The organism is uncultured Brachyspira sp. (assembly GCF_944390845.1).
Lineage (GTDB): Bacteria > Spirochaetota > Brachyspiria > Brachyspirales > Brachyspiraceae > Brachyspira > Brachyspira pulli.
In genome coordinates, this window is sequence record NZ_CALXRM010000001.1 from 81,830 (window position 1) to 102,793 (window position 20,964).

At 26.2% G+C, this 20,964-nt stretch carries 1 protein-coding gene (running past one end of the window); it reads right to left on the reverse strand.

Annotation, left to right across the window (positions count from 1 at the left end):
• Positions 1-20,964: the 3' portion of a hypothetical protein gene (locus Q0K52_RS00335; protein WP_297295297.1), read on the reverse strand. Its footprint extends 6,378 nt past the window's final position; the window shows 20,964 of its 27,342 coding nt (coding positions 6,379-27,342); its start codon lies beyond the right edge, outside the window — the gene reads right to left on this strand; it ends in the stop codon at positions 1-3.

A 20,964-nucleotide genomic window follows, 5' to 3' on the forward strand; every position in this document is an offset into this window, starting at 1 on the left:
TTATCCTCTTGATTGTTTGTCTTTCCAAGATTTGATAGTCTTTTCAACCTCATCTCTTGAATATGAAGTATTCTTAACTATATCATCAGGTTTCCAACCTTGTTTGTACATTTTTATTATAAGCTCTTCTCTTTTACTGTCTACTTTTTCAGATTTATCTCTCTTGCTTCCTTTTCCTGGTTTATCTGGCATATACTTATCAGCATTATCAAGCAAAGTTTCTAAATATCTTACGAAATATTCAGCTCTTTCAAGATTTTTAATTATGTTCTTATCATAATCGTCATACTGATTTTTCATACGAACAAGATTTTCTCTCTGATCTTGTATAGCCTGTATTATATCATCTATTTCCTCTAATTTAGAAATAAACAACTGAACTTTTTTATCGTTCTTTTCTATCTTAGCAAAATCTCTCTCTAAAGAGTAAATCTTATCCATAAAGTTCTTTCTGGTATCTTCAACATCAACCATAGCAGCTTTTATACTATCAACTCTTTCAAGTATAACCTCTGTTTCAATTTCTGCCTTTCTTACCTGTTGTAATATATCATCAGCATATTCTTCCTTATCTTTGATAAATGAAAGTTTATTTTCTATTTGTGATGCTATATCAATAACAAGCTGTATACCTTCTTCAGTATGCTCTATCATAGCATTATTTTCTGCTATATGAACAAATCTTTCCTGTATTTCTCCAGACATATCCATAAGCATATTAACTTTTTCTTGAGTATCTTTCAAGCTGTCTTTTTCTTTCTTGATACTGCTAGCATAATCCAATATTTCATGATGCATTTTCTTCAAGTTTTCAAACTCAGACATAGTTTTATTCATCTCAGTTGTTGTAACTTTAGTATCTTTTACTAATTCATTTAATTTAGATACATCACCTTTGATAGATTCTGCCATTTCTTTAGCATTATCGAACACTTTTACAGTATTCATATATTTTGCTATATCCTGGCCTATGCCATCTATTTTTACTTTCATAGCATCATATTCTAATGAAATATCATTAGTTTTTGATTCAAGCATCTTATCTATAGAAGAAACAGCATCAGCCAATTTTACTTTCAAATCTTCTGTTTGACTATCAAAATCTTTAAGTATTACATTTGTTTTTTCTTCATAGCTCAAATTAATACTTTCAAGTCTAGCTTCTATTTCAGAAGAATATTTAGTAATATCTTCTTCTAAAGCAGATACAATATCCTTCATATTAGTAATTCTTTTATCATATTCATCTAAGTTATCAGCATGTGATTTTATTATTTCTTCCTTAGCAGTTTGAATATGAGCTTTAGCATCGTTCATAAGAAGTGATAATGTCTGCTCTAAATTAGAATTAAGTCTGGCTATATATTTTTCATATTTCTCATTAGCATTTTCTTCTATAGCATTAACATTTTCTTCTATAATATTATTAGCTTCAGCTATTCTAACATTAACAGCTTCAGATATGGAGTCTTGTAAAGCTGTCAAAGATTCAGAAAGACCTTCATAATGAGCTTTTAATGCATCAAACTCAGAATTCTTTTCTTCTAATAAGCTATCCATTTTATTAGAAACTTCTTCTATTACAGAATCAAATTCTGAAATTTTAGCTTCTATAGTTATCTTAGCATCACTAGATAATTCCTCAAGTCTGATATTGAATTTCTCACCTTGAGATTCTATATCTTTAGAGTATACATTTATTTTTTCTTGTAACTCTAAAGCTTTTTCTTCTATAAGAGCTTTTAATTTATCCATAGAAGGGGCAAACTCATTTTGTAAGTTATTCATCTGCTCTTCAACTTCTTTAAGTTTTTCTTTATTAGCTTCTGCTGAAGTAATAAATTCATCTTTTATACTTAAAGCCTGTTTCAAATCAGTAACAACATCTTCTACAGAAGAAGTTATATTGAGTTTAGTATCATCTAATTCAGCATGTAATGCTTCTATTCTTTCATTGTATTCTTTATAAGCCTCCTCAAACAATTTTGAGAATTCCTCTTGGTTCTTCTGATGTCTGTCAGTATAGAATTTTTCAGAAGACAAATACATTTCTTTTAACTTAGCAACTTCTTCATCATGCATAGTTTTTATTTCATCAACTGCTTTTTCACCTTCAGTACCTATAGACATCTTTAATTCACTCATAAATTCTTCTTGATATGTGTCTATCTTTTTCTTGAAGCTAGTAATATTATCTTCAAGCTGTTTGTTCATATTATTGAAGGCAGCTGTAATTTTATTATTAATATCGTTTTCTATGCCTTCTATAGCACTCTTAACATCAGAGAATTTATCAAACTTCTTCATCTCATTTTCAATGAATGTTTGTACCGTATCAAGTATATGAGGACTAAGCTCATCTGTTTCTTTAAGTACAGCCTCATTAAATGAAGCAACTAAGCTATTGATAGCCTCTTTAGCTTTAGATACATTTTCAGAAGCAAGTTTATTTTCTAAGGATTTAATATATTCCTCAGCTTCTTTAATCTTAGTACTGAATGCAGCTTCTTTCTCAGATATCTTCAATGAAGCAACATCAGCAGCCTCAAGTACTGCACTTGTTAAGCTGTCAATCTTATTACGTATATTAATATCAGAATTCTTAACCATATCCATTAGAGCTTCTCTTTCTCTGCGTACAGTTTCAACTTCCTGAGATATATGTTTTTGAGACTGACTTAACATTCTAAGTTCATTTTCTTGCTCTTTAATATTAGCTTTTATAGTACCAACCAAAGAAGTAATATCACTTTGAGCTTCATCTATTCTATTTATGATGCCTTTAACTTTATCATTTTCTAATGCATCTATCTGTTCTTTAGCTGTTTCAACTTTATCATTGATATCTGCAAGCATTTCAACTGCAGCATCTCTTAAGTTATCTACTTCAGAAACTATAGCATCTTTATAGAATTCTTTTATTCTTTCTGGAGAAGCATAAGCATCTTCAAAATGAACTATTCTAGCTTCTATACGTTTTCTGAACTCTTCATTTGATTCCTCAAATACTTTTATAATATCATCTCTAAATGAGTCTGTTAGATATCTTAAATCTGTACCTATAGAATCACTCTGTATACTTTCGAACATTTCAACTATTTGTTTTCTCTCATCTTCAATCATAGCAGCAACATCTTCTCTGTTCAATACATCGAATGATATTTTGTTCTTCAAAGCCTCTATGCTGTCAATTATATTGAGCTTTTCTTGATTGAACATACTCATAGTTTCATCTTGTTCTTTTATAAGTTCAACTATAGATTTTCTAAAGTTTATAAACTCATTAACAAGTCTATCTCTGTCACCTTCAATAGAAGTCAAAGCTTCACCAGAATAAATAGCTCCGCTTTCATATTTAATTCTAAGATTATCTATCTCGGCCATTAATCTGTTTCTTTCTTCTTGTAAGGCTTCAGCTAAATCTTTAATATTAGCTATTCTGTCATTGAATTCATTTCTAAATTCACCCATTTCTTTAGCTAAAGTATCTTTATATCTCTTAATACTTTCTGAGAAGTCCTGCTCTAATATTTGGAAATCATCTTTAATACGAGCATTATACTCTTGAGCCATATTAGCTAAATCATTATTAGTTGGAACAGAACCTAATATCTCATCTCTTAAAGATACGAACTCATCTCTAAGTTCATCTTTTAATGTTTCTTTCTCATCTACAAATATTTGACTGATACTATCTAAAGTAGGAACATCTTTGAGCATTTCTTCTTTCATCTCTAACAATTTAGCCTCAACTGCTTCTTGTTCCTTAGATAATACTTCAGCAACTGCTTCAACAGTAGAGTAGTTGTCCTCTATATTTTTCTTAAATGATTCTAATGTATCATTTATTCTTACTCTTTCAGCTTCTATAATTTTTTCTACATAAGAAGTATCTAATTTACCAGCCTCTATATTTTTAGCAACTTCTGCTTTTGTATTTTCAATATCAGCTGTTACATTTTCCTTATAAGTATTTATAAGTTTTTCAACTTCTTCTCTTGATATAGATTTATCATTTAAGCTGCTTATCTCTTTTCTTATCTCATCAAATGATGTTTCTAAATTAGCTCTTTCTACATCTAAAAGATTGTTCAAATTATCTAAATAATCTTTCTTAAGATTTTCAAATCTTTCTTCTGCAGATATATATTCAACTCTTACTGCTGATTTGAAATGATCTAATTCATTAATCAATTTTGCTTTTTCTTCTTCAAACATCTTAGCAAAATTTCTATTGTCTATTTGAGTATTTATTATCTCATTTCTAAACTCTTCAAGTTCATTTGCTCTGTCTTCTCTTTCAGATACAAATAAGTCAGCAAGTTCGTCCATATTAGGTACAGAGTCTATTATTTTATTTTTAAACTCTTCAAGCTCATCTAAAATGCTAACATCTTTTTGAGATATTTCACTAGCTATTCTATCATAAACTTCTTTTTTGAACTCATCTATAGCAGTAAGTAAATCTTTTTTATCCTTAGCTAATTCATTAGAAAGTTTTAATGTATTTGTATTAAGTTCATTATTTATTCTGCTTATATAAGATTCTAATGCCTTAATTTTTACATCAACACCTTTATTAGAACTGCTAATATCTTCTTTAATAGACATTATATTATTTTCTAGGTAATCTATAGTTTGTTTACCTTCTGTTTTTAATGCATCCTGAAGATTTATAACTTTAGATTTTACTTTATCTTCATATTCATTTAACATAGAATCTAATTTTTCTTTGTACTTAGCTACTTCAGCACTTAAAGAACCTTGATTATATTCTAAGTCTTTTATTCTATCATCAAATGCATTTATATGTCCTTCAATATTAGATATACCTTCTTCCAATCTTGAATCTAAGCTATCTTGTAATTCTAATTGTTTATTAGCTATATCTTCCTTCAATGCTTCTATCATAGACATAATTTCAGAATAATTTTCATTATCTAATAAGTTATCCTTAGCATTTTCTAAAGTATCATTAATAGCATTAAGATTAGTATCCTTCCAAGAATTCAAATCTCTTTCCATTCCCTCTATCTTGTCTTTAAATTCAGTGAATGAACCATTAAATTGATTTTCTAATTCTTGTTTCAATACTGCAAAACTAGATGCTATAGTATCACCGTATAATTCTACAACTCTATTTTCATTAGACCAAACGTCTTCAAAATAATTTACACGTTTATCTAATCTATCTTTAAATTCTTTAGAATCTTTTTCTATACTTTCTACTAAATCATTCTTAATAGCTACAACACTATCATTGAAGTTATTGAATATGCTATCCAATTTTCCTTCTAATCTAGCAAGCTCATCTCTGCTTATATAAGATTTAGGTAAAGAATTCATAACATTATTTAAGTCTTTGTAAATCTCTTCTTTACTGTCTAATATCTTATCTTCTAGTTTACTGAAGCTTGATATTTGAGGAATTATACTTTCCTTAAATTGTTCTAAGCTATCGCTAAGCTGTTTGAAGTTTTCATAAATAGCAGCAATTTCCTCTTGAGTTACATTAGTTTCATTGCTTTCTTCTTCCTCTTCTTCATATTCATCAACTTCTTCAGAATCCTCAGTTTCATCAGCAACTTCTTCTTCCTCTTCTTCATAGTACTCTTCTGCATCTTCTGTTTCATATTCTTCTTCATCTTCAACAGCAGCTAAACTATTCTTCAATTCTTCCAATTCATTAGAAAGTCTTATAACTTCATCATTCAAACTTGTATCAACACCTTTAACTTTATCTTTTATTGTTGATAAGTCTTTTTCCAAATCTTCTATTTTTGAGAAATCCTCTTTAAGTGTATTGAATGATTCTTCTAATCTGTTTCTTTCAGCAATCAAATCACTATAGTCATGATTATCTTTTATAGATGTAACTTCTTTCTTGAATTCATCTATAGCATTTGATATCATATTTTTATATTCTATCAAAGTAGATTCTAAATTAGAAACATTATCATCGCTGCTATTCATTCTAGCTGTTAATGTTTCCATTACATCATCTATAGCAGCCTGTATATGTGCTTTTTCAGAATCGAATATAGCAGGTATTCTCTCATCAGCAGCACTTAAGATATCATCTTTTAATGAAGCAAATGAAGCTCTTAAACCTTCAACTTCTTTTATCAATAGCTCTTTCTCATTTATATAGTACTGAAGCATATTGTTCTTATCTAATACTGCATCTTTTATCTCATCAATAGATTTATCAAAATCTTTACTCAAGCTTGAATACTTGTTATCTATTTCTTCTTTTACATTATTTATTTCTTCAATAAGAGAAGTTTTTACGCTTTCTATATCTTCTAATATATCAGTTACAGAAGAAATTTTCTCACTGTATTCGCCAAACAATGACAATATATGTTCATTATTAGATATAAAGTCATTAACTTGAGCTTTAAATCTATCGTCTATATTAGATTTGAAATAGTCAAATTCAGCTGATAATTTAGATATAGAATTATATAATTCTTCTTTCTCTAAATCCATTCTATCAGAAACAAATCTAGCCTGAGTTTCTAATTGATTATTTACTTCAGTTACAGAATTTTCTATAGTTTCTAATTTATCAGCAATATCCATCAAGCCGTTATAATCAATTTTATCTTTAAATTCATTATATAAGCCCATTAATTCATTTTTAATATTTTCAAATGAAGTTGTTTGCTTGTCTCTCAATTCTGATTCGTAAGAACTTATTCTATTAACAATTTCTTCTTCTTTATTGACAAGTAAATCATTAATTTGTACTTCTAAATTCTCAACAACATCTCTTAATTTAGCATCAGAATCTTCTAACATTTTAGATACTGCATTATTTATGCTTTGATTCAAGTTATTGAATGAATCATTAAGCATAATATCTAAATTATACTTATTCTTTTCAAGTTCTTCTAATTTTTCCTGTATATCAGCATCTACTTTAGAAGAATACTCGTTCAAATAATCATCTATATAAGCTTTATTAGTATCAACTCTAGCTTTTTCTATTTCTATTTTTAAACTGTCTGAATATTCGTCTAATGCTTTTTTGTTTCCTTCATAAACAGATTCTAACATTTCTGAATATTCTTCATAATTAGATATAATGTTTCTTCCAACATCTTCTAATTTAGACATTATAGATTCTGTTTCATCTAATCTATAAGACTCTATGTTCTTCAACTCTTCTTCATATTTACTAACTGCATCTGATATCATATTATTAAATCTATTAACATCAGAAGTTAATCTTTCTTCTAAGTTAGAAATTCTATCATTAACAGTAGATAATTTTTCTTCCAAGCGAGTATTGATTTCGCTTTCTTTGCCAAGTATTTCTTCTTTAATAGAAGCTATCATTTTAGCAATAATTCCATTCTTCTTATCTTTAGAACTTTCTATAAAGCTGTCAATATTTTCTTTAGCCTCTTTTAATTGCTCTAAAAGAAGAGATAAATTACCATCTTTCCAAATAGAAAGATTGCTTTCTATTTCATTTACTTGACCTTGTATATTAGACATAATCTCTGACTTAAAGCTGTCAACTTCAGGTCTTATAGCACTTTCATAAAGTTTTAAAGTTTTATTAGGATCTGACCAAGTATCTTCAAAATAAGAAATTCTCTTATCCATCAAATCTTTAAATTCTTTAGTACCTGATTCTAATTCATCATATAAAGAATATAATTTTTCTCTGTCATCATCAAATAAATCTCTTGAAACTGTATTATCTTCAAGTGAATCTAATTTTTCTTCTAAGCTAAATTTGAAGTCTGCTAATTCATCAAACAATTTATCAACATCGCTTCTTAAATTAGAATCAACTCCATCTAAATTGCTCTTTAATGTATAAACTTCACTTTCTAAATCGTATAATCTTTCAAAGTCTTCTCTTAAAGAATTAAATGCATCCTCTAATCTAGCTTTTTCTGCTTCTAATATCTCTATAGAATCATTGTTTTTAAGTTCATCTAATTCATATCTAAATGTTTCAATATTTTCTAATATAGTATCCTTTTCATCTGATATAGCATTTTTAAATTCTTCTATATCAGCACTAGAACTATCCATTTTTTCTAATATATCATTTGTAAATGAATTAAATTCAGCTTCAATTTTTTCTTTCTCTCTTTCAAATATAGAGTTAATATCTTCTTTGTTAGCATTTAATACTTCTTCTTTGAATGCTGTGAAGTCTTCTCTTAATTTCTGCATCTGTTCATTATTCAACACTGCACTTTCTAAGCTTACTATCTTTTCATTAAAGAAGTTTCTTAAATTATCATATCTTTCATTAACAGCAGCTATTCTTGTGTCTATCTTCTCATGTAAATCTCTGATTCTATCTTCAAATATATTGATATAGCTTTGATTTTTCTCTAAATCATATACTTTTTTCTCTAAGATTTCATACTTATCTTCAACAGTAAGAAGTTTACTATCTATTTTTCCATAGAAATCTTTAACTCTGTCTTCTATTTTCTGAATATAGTTTTCACCATAAACAACTTCATCAACTTTTTTCTCTATGTTTTCTATAGTTTGAGAAACTTTTTCATTTGATGATTCTTCAAACTTACTCATAGATTCATTAAATTTAGCTTCTAAATCTTCAACAGATATTTTTACAATATTATCTAATTCTTCTTTAGCAGAATCTAATATGTTCATCTTATCTGAAACTTGAGATTCTAATTTCTCTATGCCTTCTATAGTTTGAGAAACTTTTTCATTTGATGATTCCTCAAACTTACTCATAGATTCATTAAATCTATTTTGTAAATCTTCAAAAGATGATTGTAATATTTTATCTAAATCTTCTTTAGTAGAATCTAATATATTCATCTTATCTAATATCAAAGAATCTAATCTTGAAGAATAATCTTTTAAGTATTCATCAATACGTTCTCTTTCATTAGCTAGATGCTTATCTTCAATTCCTTTTATAGCACTATCTATCTCATCTTTAATAGAATCTGAATAATCTTTCAATGAATTGAGTGAATTATCATAAACTTCATTTATAAGTTTAGAATAATTTTCATAAGTAGATCTTATTTCTTTACCTACATTATCAATATCATCTAATATTTTATTATTTTCATCTAATCTGTAATGCTCCATATTTTTTATCTCATCATCATACTTAGATACAGCTTCATTTACCATATTGTAAAGATTTTCTAAATTACCGCTTATATCATTATTCAATTTAGAATCCATAGCAGCTAATCTATTTTCTATATCTTGTACTCTGATCTCTAAAGTTTCATTGATATATTTTTCTTTCTCATCAATTGTTGATAATAAGTTATCTACTATTTTTTTGCCTTTTACTTCTGATTCATTTAAATAATTAGATATACTTTCTCTAGCTTCATCTAATTGCTGAACTAACTCATCAACATGACCTTCTTTCCAAGTAGAGATATCATTATCCAATGATTCTATTTTACTTTTCAAATAGTTGATAGAATTTTCAAATTTAATCTCATTGTCATTTCTGATATCATCTAATTGTTCTCTTATATCTGAAGCAAATATGTTTTTCAATTTTCTGCTGTCAGCCCAAGTATCTTCAAAGAAACTTACACGTTTTTCAAGTCTGTATCTAAATTCTTTATTATCATCTTTTATTTGATTAAATAAATCATTTAATTTTTCTCTTTCCTGAGTTAATAATTCTTCTATAGCCTCATTATTATTAGAATTTGTCATTAATTCTTCTTTTATAGAAGCTAATTTATTATCTAATTCTTCTTTTTCAGTATATATTATACTTTCTAACTCAGAAGATTTATTGATATTATCTTCTATTTGAGTTTTTACATCATCTATTCTTGAAGTCAATTTATTAACATGTGAAGTAAGATTTCCTAATTCAATAGAATATTCATCTAAATCTCTTACTATATCATCTTTCATTCTTCCTTCAAAATCAGACAATTTATCAGATAATGCTTTAACCTCATCTTTTAAGAATACATCAACATCAGACATATTTTCTTTTAATTGGTATAAGTTACTTTCTAATCTTTCTAATTTAGAGAAATCAGATTTTATAGCATTAAATGAATCTTCTAAAGCTTTTTTCTCTAAAGCTAATTGCTCTATAGTATTATCTTTCTTAACGCTTTCTAATTCAAGCTCTAAATTATCCAATTTTTCTAATAAATCTAACTTATCAGAAGAAATAATATCTTTTAATCTATTAACTTCATCATCTGAAGCATCAACTCTTTCTACAACAGCTCTTGTAAATTCTTCAAATACATGCTCTATTTCATTTTTCTTATCTTCAAATAAAGTAGGTACATTGTCATTGAATTTTAATGTAGATTCTCTGAAAGATTCAAAATCATTTTTAATACTTTCCAATCTTTCTACCAAAGCATTCTTTTCATCATTATGTAATGAGATAAGCTCATCTCTGTCTATTATAGAATTCTTGATAATCTCAACTGCTTCATCAAAATCACTGCTTAAAGAGTCATATTTATTTCTTAAATCAACAGTTTCACTATTTAATTTTTCAGTTATAGCTTCAATATCTTTACTCAAAGTAGCCATATATTTATTGAATAATACAGATTCAGTATCTCTCTCTAATTGTTCAATAACTTCTAAGACTTTATCATTAGTTTCATCACTAAATTTAGCTATAGCCTCATTAAAGCTATTTTCCAAATTATCAAATGATTCTTTAACCATATTATCTAATTCTTCTTTAGCTTCATTGAGTACAGACATTTTTTCAGCTATCTGATTATCAATTTTCTCTGAATACTCTCTCAAATATTCATCAATATAGTTTTTCTCATTAGATAAATGCTTAGATTCTGATTCTTCTCTTGATTTCTCTATTTCTTCTTTTATAGTATTAGAATAATCTGTCAAAGAATTAACAGAATTGTTATAAGCTTCATTTATTAAGTTAGAATAATTTTCATAATTTGATTTGATATCCTCAATAAGTTTTTGAGAATCTTCCATTAACTTATTGTTTTCATCTAATCTATAATGCTCAATATTTTTAATATCTTCATCATATTTAGCTATGGCATTATTCAACATAGTATGTAAATTATCTAAATTAGAACTTATATCTTCATTAATCTTAGAATCTGTTTCTGATAATCTATTTTCTATATCAGCAATCTTTTCATCTAATTTATTATAGATAGTATTTTCTTTTTCTTCTATCTTAGATAAGATATCTGTTAATAATTTTTCAGCTTTAACATCTGAATTATCTATGTAATTAGAAATATTGTTTTTAGCTTCTTCTAATTGAGATAATAATTCATTAATTCTTCCATCTTTCCAAGTTAAGATATCACTATCCATAGAATCTATTTTTGATTTCAATTCATTTAGATATTCTTCTTTGAAAGTATTCAAATCTGAATTCATAGATTCCATTTTAGCATTCATACTGTTAATATGTTCTTCTTTCCAAACAGCGATATCGTCGTTCATAGAATCCATTTTTTCTCTTAATTCATTGATAGAATTTTCAAATTTCAATTCAGTATCTGATTTAACATTTTCTATTTCATCTCTTATATCAGATGAGAATAAATTTCTTATTCTAGAACTGTCAGCCCAAGAATCTTCAAAATATTCTATGCGTTTTTCAAGTCTATCCCTAAACTCTAAATTATCATTACGAACTTTTTCAAATAGAATGTCTAATTTTTTTACTTCTTCATTAAATAATGATTCTATACCATCATTTTGACCAGAAACAGAAAGTAAATTATCCTTTATAGCAGACAATCTATTTTCTAATTCTTCTCTGTCTTTTGATATAGTTTCTTCCAACTGTGAAGATTTATCTAAAGAATCCTGTATATTAGCTTTTATTGATTCTATATATTCATTTAAAGTATTTACATTAGAATTAAGAGCACTTAAATCATTAGAATAATCTTCTAAATCTCTTGAAACATCTTCTCTGATTTTTGAATCAAGTTCTTCTATTTTTGAAGATAATTCTTTAACCTCATCTTGTAAATTTACATCAACATCTGACATATTATCTTTTAATTGATATAAACTGCTTTCAAGCTCTTCTAATTTAGCAAAATCATCTTTAATAGCATTGAATGATTCTTCTAATGCATCTTTCTCCAAAGTTAATTGAGTAATGGCATCATCATCTCTCACAGAAGCAAGTTCATCTCTTAAGTTTTCAATTTGTTCTAGTATAAATGTCTTATCTTCATAAAGTAAATCTTTAATATAATTAATATCACTTTCTGAAGTATTTACTCTGTCTAATAATGTAGAACTGAATTCCTCAAATGCATTTTCTATTTTTTGTTTTTCTTCTTCAAATATAGTAGGTATAGCTTCTTTAGTAGAGCTTAAAATTTCATCTTTGAAACTGTCAAATTCTTTTTTAAGTTCATCAACTTTTGAAACTAAAACTTCTTTTTCTGAAGCATGCATTTCTAATAATTCATTTCTATCAAGTATAGAATTTTTAAGAACATCTAATGATTCATCTAAATCTTTGCTTAATGCTTCATATTTTTCTATAATAGAAGTAATATCATCTGATACCTTAGTATTAAATGTATCTATATCAAAATCAACTTTTGATACATTACTGTCTATTTTTTCATTAACTTTTGATATTTCATCTTCTATTTTCTTGTATATGATACCAAGCTGTTCTGTTAGATAAATGCTATATTCATTTTTATCGAATATAACTGTTTTAGCATCTTCTTCTAATCTAGCAATAACTTCTAAAATCTTACTGTTAGATTCTCTTTCAAAATTAGATATAACATTCTGCATATTAGCTTCTAAATTACCAAATGCATCTTTTATCATTTTATCTAATTCTTCTTTGGTATTATTTAGAGTATTTATTTTTTCTGATATTTGACTATCAACCTTATTAGAATAGTCTTTCAAATAATCATCTATATAATTTTTCTCATTAGATACATGTTTAGCTTCTGATTCTTCTCTTGATTTTTCTATTTCTTCTCTTACCAATTTAGAATAATCTGTCAAAGAATTTAAAGAGTTATTATATGTTTCATTTATTAAGTTAGAATAATTATCATAACTTGCTTTTAACTCATCAATAAGTTTTTTAGAGTCTTCTGCCAACTTATCTGATTCTGCGGTTCTATAATTTTCTATATTCTTAATATCCTCATCATATTTAGCTATAGCATTATTCAACATAGTATAAAGATTATCTAAGTTAGAACCTATATCATTATTAAGTTTAGAGTCTGTTTCTGATAATCTATTTTCTATATCTGCTATTTTTTCATCTAACTTAGTATAGATACTATTTTCTTTTTCTTCTATTTTAGATAATACTTCAGCTACAAGTTTATTCTTATTATCTTCTGTAGTATCTAAATAAGCAGCTATATCCTGTTTAGCATTTTCCAACTGACCTAATAGTTCATTGATATTGCTTTCTTTCCAAACAGATATATCTTCATTTATAGAGTCTATTTTGTTATTCAAATCGTTAAGATAGTTTTCAAATTTAAGAGCAGTTTCTTTCTTAACTTCTTCTAACTCATTTCTCATTTCTGAAGCATATAAACTTCTTATTCTAGTACTGTCTGACCAAGTATCCTCAAAATATGTTATGCGTTTTTCAAGTCTATCTCTAAACTCTATACTACCATTTTTAAAGTTATTGAATAATTCATCTAACTTTTTAACTTCATTAGCAAATAAGCCTTCAACTGTACCGCTATCACCTAATATATTAACTAGATTATCTTTCATTGAAGATATTTTATTTTCTAATTCTTCTTTATCTCTCAATATATTATTTTCTAACTCTGCAGCTCTTTCTATAGAAGCTCTGATATCATCTTTTATACTGTCTCTGTCATCATTTATTGTATTTTCTAATTCTTCAAATTTATTAGATAAAGTAGCAACCTCATCTTTTAAATTGATATCAACATCTTCCATATTATCTTTTAATTCATATAAACGATTCTCTAAATCTTCCAATTTAGCAAAATCATCTTTTATTGAATTAAATGATTCTTCTAAAGCTTGTTTTTCTAATGTTAATTGAGTTATAGCATCATCTTCTCTTAAATTATTTACTTCCTCTCTTAAACCATCAATTTGTTCTAATAATGTTAATTTATCTTCTGATAAAATGTCTTTAATATAATTGATATCGCTTTCTGAAGTATTTACTCTTTCTAATAAATTGCTTGTAAACTCTTCAAATGCATTCTCTATTTTTTGTTTTTCTTCTTCAAATAGAGTAGGTATATTTTCTTTATTAGTATTTAATACCTCAGATTTAAAGTTATTGAATTCTTCTTTAAGCTCATCTATTCTGCTTACTAATAACTCTTTCTCTGAAGCCTGAAGTTCTAATAACTCATCTCTATCAAGTATAGAGCTTTTTACCATGTCTAATGTTTCTTCAAAATCGATATTCAATGATTTATATTTATCTTGAAGTTCTGATACTTCTTTATCTAATCTTGAAACAACATTATATATTTCGCTATCTACTTTAGAACTAATAGAAGATAAATGATTTTCTAATTCTGATATATATTCATTATGATTGAATAGTCTATCTGAAACTTCTTGTTCTAATTTAGAAACAACACTATTTATTTTGCTGTCTGCTTCTTCATTCAATTTTAATATAGCATCATTCAAATTAGTATTTAATGTATTGAATGATTCTCTTATCATATCATCTAATTGATTTTTGCTGTCATTCAATATATTAATTTTTTCTGATATTTGGCTGTCTAATTTATCAGCATATTCTTTCAAATAATCATCTATATAGTTTTTCTCACCTTTAAGATGTTTATCTTCTGCTTCTTTTCTAGCATTCTCTATTTCAGCTTTTACTCTGTTTGTATATTCTGATAATGAAGATAATGAATCTTTATAAGTAGTATTGATTAATTTAGAGTAATAATCATATCCTGTTTTTATATCCTCTAATAACTTATTACCTTCTTCTGTACGGTAATGTTCTATATTCTTAATATCTTCATCATATTTAGATACAGCAGAGTTTACCATACCTTGAACTTCTTCCAAGTTTCTAGCTATGTCATCTGATACTTTATCATCTAAAACTGATAATCTGCTTTCTATATCTGCTATTTTTGTATCTATTCTATTATAGATGCTGTTTTCTTTCTCCTCAATTTTTGCCAATACATCTGATACAAGCTCATCTTTTTTACCTTCAGTAGTATCTAAGTAATTAGCTATATCTTGTTTAGCATTTTCTAATTGCTGTAATAATTCATTGATACGAGTATCTTTCCAGCTAGATATATCTTTGTCGATAAGATCTATTTTGTTATTTAACTCATTAAGATAATTTTCATATTTGAGTTCTGTTTCTTTTTGTACTTCTTCTAACTCATTTCTTATTTCAGAAGCATATAAACTTCTTATTCTAGTACTGTCTGACCAAGTGTCCTCAAAATATGTTATACGTTTTTCGAGTCTATCTCTAAACTCTAAATTATCGTTCTTGAAGTTATTGAATAATTCATCTAGCTTTTTAACTTCATTAGTAAATAAGCCTTCGATATTTTCATTATCACCTAACATATTAATTAGATTATCTTTCATTGAAGCTATTTTTTGTTCCAATTCTTCTTTATCTTTTAATATGTTATTCTCTAACTCTGAAGATTTAACTAAAGAATCATTAATAAGATTTCTAACATAATCTATATTAGTATTGGCATTAGCAATATTATTGTTCAAATTATCTATATTAGAATATATATTGTTAATGTTATTATTTTGTTCATTTATAGTATTATCAAAATATTCTTTAGTTTCTTTTGCTTTATTTTCAAATTCATTGAACTTATCAGCTAAACTAGAAACTTTATCTTTTAATACTATATCAACATCTTCCATATTATCTTTTAATTCATATAAACGATTCTCTAAATCTTCCAATTTAGCAAAATCATTCTTGATTGAATTAAATGATTCTTCTAAAGCCTGTTTTTCTGATGCTAACTGAGCAACTATATCATCTTCTCTTATAGAATTAACTTCAGCTCTTAAATTATCAATTTGCTCTAATAATGTTAATTTATCTTCTGATAAAACATCTTTAATATAATTGATGTCGCTTTCTGAAGTATTTACTCTGTCTATTAAATTATTAGTGAAGTCTTCAAATGCTGCTTCTATTCTTTGTTTTTCTTCTTCAAATAGAGTAGGTATATCCTCTTTATTAGCATTTAATACTTCTTCTTTGAAATTATCAAATTCATTTCTAAGTTCATCTATTCTGCTTGCTAATAACTCTTTCTCTGAAGATTGAAGTTCTAATAATTCATCTCTATCAAGTATAGAGCTTTTTACCATGTCTAATGTTTCTTCAAAATCTATACTTAAAGAATCACATTTTTCATGAAGTTCTGATACTTCTTTATCTAATTTTGAAGACATATTAAATATTTCATTATCTATCTTAGAATTAATAGAAGCTAAATGATTTTCTAATTCTGATATATAACCATTATAATTAAATAGTCTATCTGATACTTCCTGTTCTAATTTAGAAACAACACTATTTATTTTGCTGTCTGCTTCTTCATTCAATTTTAATATAGCATCATTCAAATTAGTATTTAATGTATTGAATGATTCTCTTATCATATCATCTAATTGATTTTTGCTGTCATTCAATATATTAATTTTTTCTGATATTTGGCTGTCTAATTTATCAGCATATTCTTTCAAATAATCATCTATATAGTTTTTCTCACCTTTAAGATGTTTATCTTCTGCTTCTTTTCTAGCATTCTCTATTTCAGTTTTGATTCTATTTGTATAATCTGATAATGAAGATAATGAATCTTTATAAGTGTTATTGATTAATTTAGAATAATATTCATATCCTGTTTTTATATCTTCTAACAACTTATTACCTTCTTCTGTACGGTAAGTTTCTATATTTCTAATATCTTCATCATATTTATTTACAGCTTCATTTACCATAGCTTGAACTTCTTCCAAGTTTCTAGCTATATCGTCTGATACTTTATCATCTAAAACTGATAATCTATTTTCTATATCTTCAATTTTTGTATCTATTCTGCTGTAAATAGATGCCTCTTTATCTTCTATTTTTGCCAATACATCTGATACAAGTTCATCTTTTCTGCCTTCAGTAGTATCTAAGTAATTAGCTATATCTTGTTTAGCATTTTCTAATTGCTGTAATAATTCATTGATACGAGTATCTTTCCAACTAGTAATATCTTTGTCAATAAGATCTATTTTGTTATTTAACTCATTAAGATAATTTTCATATTTGAGTTCTGTTTCTCTTTGTACTTCTTCTAATTCATTTCTCATTTCTGAAGCATACAAACTTCTTATCTTAGTGCTGTCAGACCAAGTATCCTCAAAATATGTTATACGTTTTTCAAGTCTATCTCTGAACTCTATGCTGTCATTCTTAAAGTTATTGAATAATTCATCTAACTTTTTAACTTCACTAGCAAATAATCCTTCAATATTTTCATTATCGCCTAAGATATTAACTAGATTATCTCTCATTGAAGATATTTTTCTATCTAGTTCTTCTCTGTCTTTTAGTATATTGCTTTCTAATTCAACAGATCTGTCTATTGAAGCTCTGATATCATTTCTTATATTATCTCTATCTTCTTTCATAGAAGTTTCTAATTCTTCAAATTTATCAGCTAAACCAGAAACTTTATCTTTAAGATTAACATCAGCATCTTCCATATTATCTTTTAATTCATATAAACGATTCTCTAAATCTTCCAATTTAGCAAAATCTTCTTTGATTGAATTAAGTGATTCTTCTAAAGCTTGTTTTTCTAATGTTAATTGAGTTATAGCATCATCTTCTCTTAAGCTGCTTAATTCTTCTTTCAAGTTATCAATATTTTCTAATAAAGCAGCTTTATCTTCTGATAATGCATCTTTGATATAATTAATATCATTTTCAGATATGCTTACTCTTTCCAATACATTATTAGCAAACTCTTCAAATGCATTTTCTATTCTTTGTTTTTCTTGTTCAAATAGAGTAGGTATATCTGCTCTATTAGCATTTAATACTTCAGTTTTAAAATTGTTGAATTCTTCTTTAAGTTCATCTATTTTACCAACTAAAGATTCTCTTTCTGAAGCTTGTAAATCTAATAATTCATCTCTATCAAGTATAGAGCTTTTTACCATATCTAAAGATTCTTCAAAATCTATATTCAATGATTTATATTGATTTTTGAGTTCTGATACATCTTTATCTAATCTTGAAACAACATTGTATATTTCACTATCAACTTTAGAATTGATAGAAGCTAAATGTGTTTCTAACTCTGACATATATTCATTATAATTGAATAATTTATCAGATACTTCTTGTTCCAATTTAGACACAACATTATTAATTTTGCTGTCTGCTTCTTCATTAAACTTAGATATAGCTTCATTCAAATTAGTATTTAATGTCTCAAATGATTGTTTGATCATATCATCTAATTGATTTTTACTGTCATTTAATACATTAATTTTCTCTGATATTTGATTATCTAAATTATCAGCATATTCTTTCAAATAATCATCTATATAGTTTTTCTCACCTTTAAGATGTTTATCTTCTGCTTCTTTTCTAGCATTCTCTATTTCAGCTTTTACTCTATTTGTATACTCTGATAATGAGAATAAAGAATCTTTATAAGTAGTATTGATTAATTTAGAATAATAATCATATCCTGCTTTAATATCTTCTAATAATTTAGCACTTTCTTCATCACGGTAATGTTCTATATTTCTAATATCTTCATCATATTTAGATACAGCAGCACTTACCATACCTTGAACTTCTTCCAAGTTTCTAGCTATATCATCTGATACTTTATCATTTAAAGAAGACAATCTATTTTCTATATCTTCAATTTTTGAATCTATTCTAGTATAGATATCATTTTCTTTTTCTTCTATTTTAGAAAGTATATCTGAAAGCAATTCTTCTTTTTTATCATCAGTGAATTCCAAGTATTCATTAATGCTTTCTTTAGCATTTTCTAATTGCTCTAACAAGTCATTAATACGTCCGTCTTTCCAGCTAGATATATCTTTATCTATAGAATCTATTTTGCTGCCTAAATCATTAAGATAATTTTCAAATTTAAGTTCTGTTTCTTTCTGAACTTCTTCTAACTCATTTCTCATTTCAGAAATATACAAACTTCTTATCTTAGTATTATCAGACCAAGTATCTTCGAAATATGTTATGCGTTTTTCTAATCTTTCTCTGAAGTCTATACTGTCATTTTTGAAGTTATTGAATAATTCATCTAATTTTTTAACTTCTTCAGCAAATAAACCTTCAAGAGTTCCATTTCCGCCTAATATATTGATGATATTATCTTTCATTGAAGATATTTTATTTTCTAATTCTTCTTTATCTTTTAATAAATTATCTTCTAATTCTGAAGATTTATCTAAAGATTCATTGATAGCATTTCTAACTAAATCAATATCTTCATTTAGATTATTCATATTAGATAATATAGCACTTATATTGTCCTCATGATTATTGATGCTATTTTCAAATTCTTCAAATTTTTCTGACAAATTAGCAACTTTATCTTTCAAATTAACATCAACATTTTGCATATTATCTTTTAATTCATATAAACGACTCTCTAAATCTCCTAATTTAGCAAAATCATTTTTGATTGAATTAAATGATTCTTCCAAAGTTTGTTTTTCTAAAGCTAATTGAGCAACTATATCATCTTGTCTTATAGAATTAACTTCAGCTCTTAAATTATCAATTTTTTCTAATAATGTTAATTTATCCTCTGATAAGATATCTTTTATATAATTGATATCGCTTTCTGAATTATTTACTCTATCTAATAAATGATTAGTAAAGTCTTCAAAAGCAGCTTCTATTCTCTGCTTTTCTTCTTCAAATAGAGCAGACATATCTTCTCCGCTTGCATTGAAGGCATCGTTTTTGAAGCTGTCAAATTCATTTTTAAGTTCATCTAATCTATTGATTAATAAATCTTTTTCTGAAGTTTGAAGTTCTAATAATTCATCTCTATCAAGTATAGAGCTTTTTACCATATCTAAAGATTCTTCAAAATCTATACTTAACTCTTTATATTTGTTTTTCATATCAGATATTTCACTATCTAATCTTGAAGAAACATTATAAATTTCATTATCTATTTTAGCATTGATATCTCTTAAGCTGTCTTCCAATTCACCTATGTAATTTTGATAATTAGATAATCTTTCAGATGCATCTCTTTCCAATCTTTCAATAGTATCGTTTATTCTGATATCAGCATCTTCATTGAATCTCATTATAGCTTCGTTTAAGTTATCATTCAAAGTATTAAATGATTCTCTTATCATGTCATCTAACTGATCTTTACTTTCATTTAATATATTGATTTTTTCATTAACTCTTTCATCTAATCTTGATTCATATTCTTTTAAATAATTATCAATATAATTTTTCTCATTATTTAAATGTTTGTCTTCTGTTTCTTTTCTAGCTTTTTCTATTTCAGCTTTTATTCTATTAGTGTAGTCAGATAAAGAAGATAATGAATCTTTGTATGTATTATTTATCAATTTAGAATAATAATTATAACCAGATTGTATTTCTTCTAATAATTTGCTATTTTCTTCAGCTCTATGATGTTCAATATTTTTTATCTCTTCATCATATTTATTTATAGCTTTATTAACTATAGATTGTACTTCTTCCAATCCTCTAGCCATATCATCTGATACTTTACTATCTACATTAGATAATCTATTTTCTATTTCTTCGATTTTTGAATCTATTTTAGTATAGATATCATTTTCTTTTTCTTCTATTTTAGAAAGTATATCTGAAAGCAATTCTTCTTTTTTACCTTCAGATGATTCTAAATAATCGTTGATACTGTTTTTAGCATCTTC